The 11,449-nt window shown below is 44.6% G+C and carries 11 protein-coding genes; 8 read left to right on the top strand and 3 right to left on the bottom strand.

Features of this window, described 5'->3' with window-relative positions:
* Positions 1-2 precede the first annotated feature (2 nt).
* Complete coding sequence (gene yajC, locus NSQ50_RS24435; protein ID WP_038572999.1) at positions 3-323, top strand: preprotein translocase subunit YajC; 321 nt, start codon at positions 3-5, stop codon at positions 321-323.
* Positions 324-419: 96 nt separating this feature from the next.
* On the opposite strand, the gene NSQ50_RS24430 is transcribed toward yajC, so the two are convergent.
* Together NSQ50_RS24430 and NSQ50_RS24425 are read right to left on the bottom strand one after the other, a co-directional pair.
* Positions 420-1,259 carry a phosphatase PAP2 family protein gene (locus NSQ50_RS24430; RefSeq protein WP_254924631.1) on the bottom strand — a complete coding sequence of 280 codons (840 nt, stop codon included), beginning with the start codon at positions 1,257-1,259 and terminating at the stop codon, positions 420-422.
* Between the two features lie 94 nt (positions 1,260-1,353).
* Positions 1,354-1,746 (bottom strand): TIGR04086 family membrane protein, encoded by a 393-nt coding sequence (locus tag NSQ50_RS24425; protein ID WP_036677660.1) that lies wholly within the window; start codon positions 1,744-1,746, stop codon positions 1,354-1,356.
* Positions 1,747-1,972: 226 nt separating this feature from the next.
* Between NSQ50_RS24425 and NSQ50_RS24420 the strand changes: the two genes are divergently transcribed.
* Positions 1,973-2,737 (top strand): DUF421 domain-containing protein, encoded by a 765-nt coding sequence (locus NSQ50_RS24420; RefSeq protein WP_036677658.1) that lies wholly within the window; start codon positions 1,973-1,975, stop codon positions 2,735-2,737.
* 4 nt (positions 2,738-2,741) lie between these two features.
* On the opposite strand, the gene spoVB is transcribed toward NSQ50_RS24420, so the two are convergent.
* Positions 2,742-4,340, bottom strand: a complete 1,599-nt coding sequence (gene spoVB, locus NSQ50_RS24415) for a stage V sporulation protein B (protein ID WP_076105445.1) — start codon at positions 4,338-4,340, stop codon at positions 2,742-2,744.
* Positions 4,341-4,536: 196 nt separating this feature from the next.
* Here spoVB and NSQ50_RS24410 point away from each other — a divergent pair, with 196 nt between their 5' ends.
* The 6 genes from NSQ50_RS24410 to NSQ50_RS24385 all read left to right on the top strand — a co-directional run bounded on the left by NSQ50_RS24410 (position 4,537) and on the right by NSQ50_RS24385 (position 11,341).
* Positions 4,537-4,788, top strand: coding sequence for a post-transcriptional regulator (locus NSQ50_RS24410; protein WP_036677655.1), 252 nt, complete (start codon positions 4,537-4,539; stop codon positions 4,786-4,788).
* Between the two features lie 221 nt (positions 4,789-5,009).
* Positions 5,010-6,260 carry a protein translocase subunit SecD gene (gene secD, locus NSQ50_RS24405; RefSeq protein ID WP_036677653.1) on the top strand — a complete coding sequence of 417 codons (1,251 nt, stop codon included), beginning with the start codon at positions 5,010-5,012 and terminating at the stop codon, positions 6,258-6,260.
* A complete protein-coding gene (secF, locus tag NSQ50_RS24400; RefSeq protein WP_052097271.1) occupies positions 6,250-7,152 on the top strand; it encodes a protein translocase subunit SecF in 903 nt (300 codons plus the stop codon). Before secD ends, secF begins: the two co-directional genes overlap by 11 nt.
* 143 nt (positions 7,153-7,295) lie before the next feature.
* Complete coding sequence (locus NSQ50_RS24395) at positions 7,296-8,246, top strand: cation diffusion facilitator family transporter (RefSeq protein WP_036677651.1); 951 nt, start codon at positions 7,296-7,298, stop codon at positions 8,244-8,246.
* A gap of 29 nt (positions 8,247-8,275) precedes the next feature.
* A complete protein-coding gene (gene recJ / locus NSQ50_RS24390) occupies positions 8,276-10,678 on the top strand; it encodes a single-stranded-DNA-specific exonuclease RecJ (protein ID WP_076224583.1) in 2,403 nt (800 codons plus the stop codon).
* Between the two features lie 144 nt (positions 10,679-10,822).
* The gene (locus NSQ50_RS24385) at positions 10,823-11,341 is read left to right on the top strand and encodes an adenine phosphoribosyltransferase (protein ID WP_036677647.1); all 519 of its coding nucleotides are present in this window, start codon (positions 10,823-10,825) and stop codon (positions 11,339-11,341) included.
* The last annotated feature ends 108 nt before the right edge of the window (positions 11,342-11,449 follow it).

Raw genomic sequence — 11,449 nt, 5'->3', positions numbered from 1 at the left:
ATATGATTCAATCGTTTCAATATGCAGCTGGCGCAGGTGGTGGAGGTAGCATACTAGGTCTGGTAGGTCCCTTTGTCCTTATGTTTGTAGTATTCTACTTCTTGCTGATTCGTCCGCAACAAAAGAAGACCAAAACTCGTAACGCAATGTTGAAAGCTCTGAAAAAGGGCGATAAAATCGTTACTATTGGAGGACTTCACGGTACGATCATGGAGATTTCCGATGATATCGTGGTTCTGCGGGTCAACGATGTAACTAAGCTGACTTTTGATCGCGGTTCCATCAGCCACGCTGTGGCTACGGATGTCGAAGAGAAAGTATAGACTTGTTATTTAAGTACATAAAAAGCGGTGTCTTCTCATTGGAGAGGACACCGCTTTTTTGATCTTCAAGGTTATTGAGATTTAGCAGCTTTAACTTTAACGTACATTTGTTACGCGGCTCGGAACGGTAAGCGATTCTTCACGTCCCCGCAGAGTTAATTTGGCGAGTTGAACGCCAACTGTAGAGGCTAGTACAGCTAGCAAGGTTCCACCAATCATATCTGTAAGCCAATGAATGCCCAGATAGAAGATTCCAAAGACGATTACAACTGCGGAAATACTAGTGATGACCATCCAGCGGCGGTTCCCTGAACGGAAGGCCAGAAGTGCCATTGTAACAGATATGGACGTATGTAGACTCGGGAAGCAGTTATTGAGACCGGATAGCGGTCTATATTCCTGTTCGAATTTCGGAAATACATCCAGCATAGTAAATTTGACGCCTGCCGGCAGATAGGACCATACCTCGTTTACCGGGAAGTAAAGATAGAATGGAATCGCCAAGGCATAGTTGATAATAATAGCATAACAGGTTGCGTATAACATCACCCGGTTTTTATCTAACAAATAGACCCCTAATGAAGCTGCTAGAACGGATTGAAGCATGAAAATGTAGAAAAAGACGATGATCGGTGTTAACCATGGACTGTAGAATATATCCTGAACGGCTTGGACAAAATGACCCTCTAGGCCAAATATAAATGGCGTATAATCAGAGGTAAGATGCATTTTTTGTTCAATTTGCAGTTCATATTTATTTATGGCTAATACGCCAAACATTCCTGCAATCAGCAACAAAAACTTATAAGATCGCAGCATCTCTTTCCCAATTTCAACCAATGCCATGATTGGATTACGTTTAGAGCCAATCCATACTAATATCACTACTAATGCAACTGTGTACAAAACAATATGGTTCATTGATTGGTAAAACAAAGCAATCGAAGCCTCCTTGATCTCTTAATGAAGTCAGATGATCACAGTTTAACATATTTTCAAGGAATGTTTCGAATTTAATGGAATTATAATTTTAGCTTTTTTGTAAATTAACGCCAAACATTCCGCCGAGAGCGCCAATTGCTGCAGCTGCGAGAACCCATAGCAGATCTACGCCAGATGGTGCGCTATCCAGTGCCAAAAAACCGATTAACAGAACGATAATCCCATAAAATGCTCCTGTAAGACTTCCTTGATACCAGCCTTTGCTCGTGGCTCTGCGACCGGCGGTTAGTCCTCCGAATGCTGCAGCTATGCCGTGTACAATGTATGTGTACATTGAGAGATCCTGCTCCTTCAGACTGCTGCCCCATAACAAAAGAGAGAGGACAAACGCACCCATCAGCATCCAAAGGAATGATCGACATAGGCCAGATAACACAGGATTGGCTATTCTCCACGAGAACATGCGCCGGATTAAATACATGGTACAACCTCCTAAAGTTTTTTTGAGAAAAAAGAATCAACATAGTTATTATTCATTGTATGGGATGGCTTGCCCCAATAGTACAAGAAAGGGCATTGCAGCCTTTTTACCATTAATTAATATGCCGGCTTCCGAATGTTCCCTGCACAGAGCGGTCAGAATAGGGTTACATTAATCCACCCGAGGAAACAAGTCTGCGGGTGAGAATGGAGGGGAGCGAAGCTATATGTTCCAGCATATCTCTACCCATATTTTCTTGACCGTGCTGATGTATTTCTTCATATTCCTGTGTATGCGCATCATGGGGAAGAGGGAAATAGGTAAGCTGTCTGTATTTGATTTAACGATCTCCATCATGATTGCCGAGATTGCTGTTTTTGTGCTTGAGGATATCAATCGGCCGATCTATGAAGGAGTCGTTCCGATGGCAACATTGGTGTTGATACAGGTAATTGTGGCTCAACTCAGTCTTAAGAGCAGAAAGCTCAGACTTTTAATGGACGGCAAACCGAGCATACTCATTTCTGGAGGCAAGCTGCACCGGGGCGAAATGCGTAGGCAGAGATATAATATTGATGATCTGCTGCAGCAATTGCGTGGACAGAACATCGCCAGTCCTGCTGACGTGGAATTTGCGATCCTGGAGCCTAGTGGACAGCTAACCGTATTCGAGAAAGAGAAGGGGAGTTCATCCTCTAACCAATCAGGCAATAGCAGTGCAGCTGCTGAGCATAAAAAGAGTGACGATAATAAAGGGAACAAGAACCGTAAGATAGAACTGCCGAAGAATAAGATCAGGTATGAAGGACTTCCAATCCCTCTGATTATGGATGGAAAGGTGCAGGATCAGAATTTAGAGATGATTGGAAAAACCAGATTTTGGCTAAGAACTCAAATTCGCCAAAAGGGAGTATCTGATTTCAAAGATGTATTTCTATGCTCCATAGATCATAAGGGCAGAATTTATGTCGACCGTTTGGACAACAGATAACCTTTTAGAGCCTGCGTTTGATAAACGGCAGACGGTCCAAATCACGCAGTGAGATAAGGCCAGCTAACAGACTGATTCCAAAATACAGGACCATTCCTATCGCAGAGGCAAATAAAAATTGAATCCATTGTACATCTGCAATGGGAATGGAAGTGTATACATAATGCACGCCCGCTCCCATAATGAGCATTGCACATAAGGTTTTTATGGTTTCGGTTACTCTTAAAGATAATGAAATGAGACTGACTACACTGTATCCGTGTAGTAACGTAACCAAAATGCTGTTCACAATAATGGCTATGATAGCGCCGTAAATTCCATATTCAGGTTGGGATGCCAGTATTACAATCAGAATGATTTTGACTACTGCTCCAATCAAGGTGTTGATGAGTGCCCTGCCCGGTCGATCCATAGCTTGCAGCGCAGCTTGTAAGGGAGCTTGAACATAGATGAACAAGGCGAACGGAGCCATAAGCTTCAGCATAGGGGCTGTATCCGCGTTGCCATATAACAAATTGCAAAGCGGGACCGCCAGGATATACATAAGAACAGCAAATGGGGCACCTGTTACCAGCGCAAGCCGCAACGCTTGATGCATACGCTTGTGAATGGTAGGCAAGTCCTTTCTTGCGGCAGCTTCTGATATGGAAGGAACCAGAGACACAGCAAGTGAAGAGGTTAATGCCCCGGGCAGCAGCAATAAGGGAATAACCATCCCTTGTAAAGACCCATACTGGGCTGTAGCGGCAGCAGTGGCTATACCTGCCAAGGCGAGACTGCGCACTGTAATAATAGATTCCAGCAGATATGAAAAAGAGCCCACAAGCCGACTTGCTGTAACGGGAATGGATATGCCTAATAAGCGCCGTAATATGGGGATGTTGGCTTTCACACCTTCTGGATCAGATGGGATAACCTCTGACTCAAGAACGGGTTGCTCTGGAGTCGGATTTGTCTGCTTTTTATCTTTTTTAGTAATGACATAATATTGCCACAGAATCGCTAACATTCCGCCAATTTCTCCTACCGTCACACCTAACATCGCTCCAGCCGCCGCCATAGCAATACCCTTGGGAAGCAACAACCAGGAGAACCAGAGCATAAAGAATATTCGAACTAAAGATTCGAAGATAGAGGAGAGCGCCGATGGAATCATGTTTTGCTTTCCTTGGAAATAACCACGGTAGATTGCAGATACGGCGACGATCCCAATCATTGGGATCATGGCAATAAACGTATAATAAACTCTATGGTCTGTTAAGATAACATTAGAGACCCATGAGGCGCTTATCATAGCAACCAATGTAAAGAAGATTGCAAGTCCAACACTAAGGGCAAGTCCAGTACGTAAAATCAGCCGTGATTTTTCTGGCCGATTCTCTCCTTCTGCTTCCGCTACCATCTTGGCTATCGCCAGTGGAATCCCGCCTGTAATCACAGTAACCAGCACGAGAAAAAAAGGATATGCGAGCTGATACAGTCCCACACCTTCTGCTCCGATAATACGTGGTAAAGCAATCCGGGGAATAAATCCAAGCATCCGATTAATGATGCCGGCGGCTAGCAAGATTAAAGTTCCTTGTATAAAGCTCTGTTTCTTCAAAGGTCACGCCTTCTTCCCAAAATGAAATAAAACGCTGGCGAACTTGTCTATTCTTATGGATATGCTATACCCCTATCTCGGCATGCCTTGTTTTAGTAGCTTTAACTTTTTGTGAAGGAAGAAGGAAAGCGAAGAACAAGAGTCGAATATCTATGGTGAGCATACGAACATGAGCGATCTTTGGAGGTGTCAACACGTGGAATCGGAACAGTGGAATCATGATCAACATAGTGAAGAAATCGAAGCCATGTGCCGCAGCAAAGCTGAAGAATTCCGGCTCCTCGGCTATGAGTATGTAACCAGCAAGGATATCTGGGATTGCATCAGCCGTAATTATGATAAGGAAGGCTTGCCTCCCCTACATAAGCTGGTAAACGACATTTATTCCTTGAAAGCCAATAGTTACATGAATTATTTGACTATTGCGGCCTATCGGGGGTTGAACTGAACAATAAACCACATATTTCTTTTTGCGAACTGCCTGATAAAGCAGTAAAGTAAGAGAATAATAACTCCACATCTCCTATTAAAACGGATGTCTTGCTGATTTAAGCAGGGGCGGCCGTTTCTTTGTGTGAGTATAGCTCTATCAATGCTGTGAATTGACGGTCATTTCGCGTGTAGCTATAATAGGAATATTGAGTTAATGAAAGGGGAACTAGCTAGAGCATGAAGAGACTAATGGGCTTTTTTATTACCGTGCTCGTTTTGACAGGCGTTATGGCATTTACTACTCCTGGACTGCTGGACAAGGTTAGACTTGGTCTTGACCTGAAAGGCGGATTTGAGATTTTGTATCATGCTGAGCCTATGGAAGCGGGAGCAGCATTGTCCCGAGCTTCTCTGCTGAAGACAGCGGAAAGCTTAGAAAAACGGGCGAATGCGCTCGGAACAAGTGAACCAGAGGTAACTACTGAAGGTACGGACCGTATCCGTTTGAAAATTGCGGGCGTAACGGATGAAGCCGAGGTTCGTAAAAAAATGAAGGAACCTGCAGTTCTGACTTTCCGTAGTGCTGCTGAAGGTGACGCTGAGGGAACTTACAGCAAAATCGAACTGGTAGGTAGTGATTTTGTTGAAGGTGCTGCAGAAGTTGGACGGGATAACCTGAATCAGCCAATCATCAGCATCAAGATTAAGGACAAGGACAAATTTGCAGAGATTACTAAACGTCTCTTAGGAAAGAATCTCGCGATTTACTTGGATGAGAACAAACTATCTGACCCTACGGTACAAGCTGTACTTACCGATGGCAGTGCTTCTATTTCGGGTAACTATACAATTAAGGAAGCGCGTGAACTTGCAGACACTATTAACCTAGGTGCATTGCCACTGAAGCTGACGGAGAAATATTCCCAAAGTGTGGGTGCTACCCTGGGTAAGCAATCGCTTGATCAAACGATTCGAGCAGGTCTGCTGGCTTCTGTGATTATCCTTATTTTCATGATCGGAATGTATCGTTTGCCAGGTCTTTTGGCTAGTTTTGCCTTGCTCTTGCATACATGGGCGCTAATTGCGGTCTTCGTCTTCGCAGACTTCACCTTGACGCTGCCTGGTATAGCCGCATTTATTCTGGGTATAGGTATGGCGGTCGATGCCAATATCATTACCAACGAACGGATAAGGGAAGAAATGCGCAGTGGAAAAAGTATACTGTCCTCCGTTAAAGCGGGCAATAAATCCTCTTTCCGGACAGTAATGGACTCCAATGTGACTACTATTATTGTGGCAGCAGTTATGTTTGCCTTCGGTACAGGTGCGGTCAAAGGCTTTGCATTGGTGCTGATTGTAGAAATCGTGCTGAGTATCGCCACGAATCTTTATTTCTCCCACTGGTTGCTTAGCCAGCTTGTCAAAGCGGGTAAGCTGAACAAACCGAAGAGCTTCGGTGTTAAGGAGAGTGAAATCCGTGCGCTTTAAGAAAGAGCTTGATTTCGTACATTTGAGTAAATATTTCTATATTTTCTCTATCGCATTGACAGTAGCAGGATTGATTTTCCTGGCGACATTTGGCCTGAATTACAGCGTTGACTTTAAAGCTGGATCTAATGTGGACATCTCCCTTTCCAAGAATTTGAACTTGGATCAGGTTAAGACTGCAACTAGTGCAATCGATGTCGATCATGAACCAACGATCTCGTTTGGTGATCAGCGTGTGAATATCCGCTATGACGAAGTTCTTGATGAGGCTCAAGATGAAGCCCTAAAAGCTGAAATCCTTAAGCTGGATGACAAAGCATCATTTGAAATTAATACCGTGGACACTGAAATGGCAAAAGAATTGGCACGTAATGCTATTTATGCAGTTCTGATTTCTTGTCTGGGGATTATTATTTATGTAAGTATTCGTTTTGAATGGCGTTTCGCCGTGGCATCGATTGTGGCCTTGCTCCATGATGCCTTTATCGTAGTCGCGCTCTTCTCTATCTTCCGCTTGGAAGTGGATTTGACGTTCATTGTAGCGGTGCTTACGATCATCGGTTATTCCATCAATGATACGATCGTTATCTTTGACCGGATCCGTGAGAATTTACGTTTTGGTAAACAGAAAACTTATGAAGACTTGAAACACCTTGTGAATAAAAGTGTGGCTCAAACGCTCATGCGTTCTCTCTATACCGCATTTACCGTATTTATTGCGGCGTTCTTCCTGTTATTGTTCGGAGGCGAGTCGATTAAGATGTTCTCGCTTGCGATGGTAATCGGCTTGCTCTTCGGAGCTTACTCTTCCATCTTTATTGCAAGTCCACTCTGGTTAGTGCTTAAAAAGCGTGAGAAGGTTAAAGTGAAAAGCAGCCCGAATAAAGGTTAGAAGAAATTAGCATCGAAGTTCTACTTTTCTTATACGTTTAAGAAAGCCGCGTCAAATGCGACGCGGCTTTCGAAATCTTTAGGGTCATGTCATGTGTATTGAATCATCATGAGATTACTTGCTATTGGTAAGGAGGGCCTCGTATGAATAAAGAACGATCACCGCAAAGCGAGACGGTTGCTTGGACAGGGATCATTAGCGATGTTACTTTGGCAGTAGCTAAGGGGAGTTTTGGCTATATTTCAGGGAGCAAGGCATTAATGGGGGATGCTTTGTATTCCGGAGCAGACGCAGCAGCCAAACTGGCGGATATTCTTCCGTGGCGCTCTGAGCAAGGGAGAAAGAGTAAGCAACGGATCGAAGAACGGCGGGGCACTAAGGAGCCGCTGTTGGCTATACTTTTTTCGGTATTTATTCTTATGGGGGGACTGCAGATCGCATTCTCTGCAATCCGCGACTTAACGGATGGAAAATCATCTACACACGGACAGCTGGCGTTTGTAACCGTCTTAGTATCTATTGTTTTTAAAGAAGCTGTATTTCAATATCAATATCGCTACTTTAAAAAAATAGGTGATGGCAGTCACGCTGCATATGTTAATAGTCATCGTTTCAGCTTATATACATCTATCACAGTATTAGTCGGAATTTCGTTATCCATGGGTGGCACCTATTGGCATCCTCTATCTTATATGGATCCTATTGCAGCACTCTTAACCGGAGTTTTAATTCTTCGTAAAGGTTATTCACTCATTGCTAGCTCTATTAACACTAAAAATGCGCAGGAGCTTCCTTCGGAGGAAGCCGCTAATTTTATTGAAACGGTGCAACGTGTTCATGGCGTCATTCGCGTAGAACATCTGAAGGCACTTGAGCAAGGGAATTATGTGAATCTTCAAGTGAAGATCAGTGTGAATCCGCGGATTACGGTGATGGAAGCACAGGATATTTCGGAATGCGCTAGGAAGCTGCTGCAGCACCGGTTTGTTCATGTCGGTGAGGTGCATATGGACGTTGTTCCTTATGATCCCGGCTATCCGTACAAAAGCAATTATGAATTGCCGGATAATGATATTCCTACGTTGCTTCAGTAGTTTGCAAGGTGAGAGAAAGGTGAGTTCTATTGCTTTATCCAAAAACAAGATGGCAATCTCCGGCAGCCAATCCCGACACAGTTAGGGATATGGCCCGGAGCCTTTCTATTTCTCCACTCTTATCCTCACTATTAGTAAATAGAGGAATGAACACGCCTCATGAAGCTCTAAGCTTCATGGATGGCAGTGAGGAAGAACAGCATGATCCGTTCCTACTCAAAGGAATGGCTGAAGCGGTTCCTAGAATTAGAAAGGCTTTAAAAGATGAAGAACATATTCTTATTTATGGCGATTATGATGCCGACGGGGTGTCCAGCACAGCACTTATGATTCATCTGCTGCGCTATTTAGGCGCTTCCTTTGATATTTATATCCCACACCGCTCTAATGAGGGTTATGGGCTGCATAATCATGCCCTGGATTGGGCTTTACAGCAAGGTGTCTCCTTAATCATTACAGTAGATACTGGCATTAGCGCTTATCATCAGGTTGCTTACGCTAATGAACTGGGGATCGATGTGATCGTTACGGATCACCATGAACCCCCTGAGCTTTTGCCAGAGGCCTATACGCTTATTAATCCCAAGCTGCCAGACTGCCCTTATCCGTTCAAAGGATTAGCGGGTGTAGGTGTGGCTTATAAGCTTGCTCAGGCTATTCTAGGGGAAGAAACTCCCACAGAATGGGCAGAGATTGCAGCGATAGGAACGGTTGCGGATTTAATGCCGCTGCTTGGCGAAAACCGTGAGATTGTTAGAAATGGCTTGGAAAGTATGCGGCATTCAAGTTTCCCGGGGATTCGTGCCTTACTCGCTGTCAGCGGTGTGAACATGAGCACTGTGAGTGCGGTCAATATCGCTTTTGGCATGGCGCCGCGCATCAATGCCAGTGGTCGCCTGGACCATGCTGGACGGGCTGTGTCCCTCCTCACTACCGAGCATGCGGCTGAGGCAGAGCAGCTAGCTGGAGAGCTTGACCTGCTTAACAAAGAACGCCAATTGGTGGTAGAAAGAATTGTTGTTGAGGCTACTGCCAAGCTGGAGCAGATGACACAGGGTGGCGAAATCCCAGACATCATTGTTCTTGCTGATCATGGCTGGAATGTAGGTGTGGTAGGTATAGTGGCTTCCAAACTGCTGGAGCGTTATTATCGGCCTGTGATCATTCTGGATATACATCCAGAGACCGGAATGTGCAAAGGTTCTGCTCGCTCCATTCCTGGACTTGACATCTACGCTGCACTTTCTTCTTGTTCTGATTTAATGGATCATTTTGGAGGTCATCCAGCCGCTGCGGGAATGAGCCTGCATCGGGATGGATTAGAAGCCTTTGCTGCAGCATTAAATGAATATGCGTCCGGGGTGTTAACGCCAGAGCATTTCGTTCCTGTTGCTTCCGCTGATGCAGAGGTGTCAATCTCAGATTTATCACTGCAGACCGCGCTAGAATTGGAAAGGCTTGCACCCTTCGGAATGTCTAATCCGTTGCCGAAGTTTATTATTCGTGGGGCTACCGTGAAAGAGACACGTACAATGGGTCAAGATGGAAAACACCTGAAGATTGTATTGCAGCAGGGGAAAAACAGCATTGAAGCCTTGGCGTTTGGTAAAGGCGTTTTATCCAGGCTGCTACCGGCGGGCACTACGATCAACGTGTTAGCTGAGCTGTCGATCAATGAATGGAATGGCTCACGCAAATCACAGCTGATGCTGCAGGATTTATCTGTGCAGGATGCTCAGTTATTCGATCTTCGTGGTGCTGCTGACGCCGTACGGCAAGCCGCACATATTAGAGAACTACTTCTTCCTTATAGTGGTGCGGGTCCGTATCGAGCTGCTGCAGTGTTTCAGAACGGACGTAGTACGCCTGCAAGTGAATTGATAGGAATGTCTTTATGGGTATATGATAAAGAAGCTGGCATTAGCGCTGCTGTTAAGGATGAGCCCCTTCAGGAATCAGGGCATGTCTCCCTGTTATGCTTACTGGATATGCCGGAGACTCCTGAACAACTGGATGCGCTGCTCGAAACCTTCCCTAATGCTGATAATATTGCGTTATTGCATTCTATCAAGGATGGCCGAGAACGACTTATTACTCCGACACGGGATCATTTCAAAATACTATATAAACTGTTGGCTTCGATCACCTCAGTTGCAACACCTGAGAACGAAGTTTTGCTGCGGTTAAGCCGCCAGTCCTCGTTAAGTATCCGCATGCTTAACAACATGCTTGATGTGTTTGAGGAGCTTGATTTTATTAAAAGAAGTCAGGGAAGTGTGGCGTTTATTACTCAGCCAGTAGCTAAAAGTCTGACAGCATCGAGTCATTTTGTCCGACTGGGACAGATGGCGGAAATGGAGCAATACTTCATGGAGGGCAGCCTGTCAGAGTTACAGGACTGGATGTTATCGCGTCGTTTAGGCGTATCATAATCCATGCAAATATGAGCTGCTGAGCGTACCCAACGGTGTATAAAAATGCAACGCTCAATATAACAAAACGTATGCTAACGAAGCAAGTTTTGTCGATCTGAATCAAAGCAGCTATGCTAACAAAACTTATAGGAGATGATAAATTTGGATTTTAAAGATAGTATTCGTGTGATTCCTGATTTCCCTAAAGAAGGTATTAGTTTTAAAGATATCACCACATTGCTTAAGGACGGAGAGGCTTACCGCCAAGCAATTGACGCGTTGAAAGCTCTCGTAGCGCACTTGGAAATCGACGTTATCGCTGGACCAGAAGCACGTGGCTTCGTAGTTGGAGCACCTCTTGCTTATGCGATGGGAGTAGGTTTTGTGCCGATTCGTAAAAGCGGCAAGCTTCCATATGAGACTATAGAGGTAGGTTATGATCTTGAGTATGGCAAGGACACACTTGCTGTTCACACGGATGCTATCAAGCCTGGTCAAAAAGTATTGATCGCTGATGATTTATTGGCTACTGGTGGAACCATTGCTACTTCGGTTAACCTTGTAGAACAGCTTGGCGGTAAAGTGGTAGGTGCTGCTTTTCTGATTGAGCTGGTTGAGCTTGCCGGACGTAATAAGCTTTCTGGAGTTGAAGTTCTTTCCTTGGTGAATTACGAGGATTAATCTTGTAAAGTTTGTCTTTTCCCGGGAAATAAACGGGGATTCGGCTCTCGAATTATGCTGAAAAGTGCAAAGATTAGCGTGTGACGCCAAACGTGAAAGTTAAACAGT

This window comes from Paenibacillus sp. FSL R10-2788 (assembly GCF_038003885.1).
Taxonomy (GTDB): Bacteria; Bacillota; Bacilli; order Paenibacillales; family Paenibacillaceae; genus Paenibacillus_AQ; species Paenibacillus_AQ odorifer.
Note: the sequence above shows the minus strand (reverse complement) of the source record. Positions and strands in the feature narration are given on the sequence as shown.

What these genes read in the sequence shown, in the direction of transcription:
- yajC (WP_038572999.1), top strand. Translation starts at nt 3, where the DNA reads ATGATTCAATCGTTTCAATATGCAGCTGGCGCAGGTGGTGGAGGTAGC.
- NSQ50_RS24425 (WP_036677660.1), bottom strand. Translation starts at nt 1,746, where the DNA reads ATGTATTTAATCCGGCGCATGTTCTCGTGGAGAATAGCCAATCCTGTG.
- NSQ50_RS24420 (WP_036677658.1), top strand. Translation starts at nt 1,973, where the DNA reads ATGTTCCAGCATATCTCTACCCATATTTTCTTGACCGTGCTGATGTAT.
- secD (WP_036677653.1), top strand. Translation starts at nt 5,010, where the DNA reads ATGAAGAGACTAATGGGCTTTTTTATTACCGTGCTCGTTTTGACAGGC.
- NSQ50_RS24395 (WP_036677651.1), top strand. Translation starts at nt 7,296, where the DNA reads ATGAATAAAGAACGATCACCGCAAAGCGAGACGGTTGCTTGGACAGGG.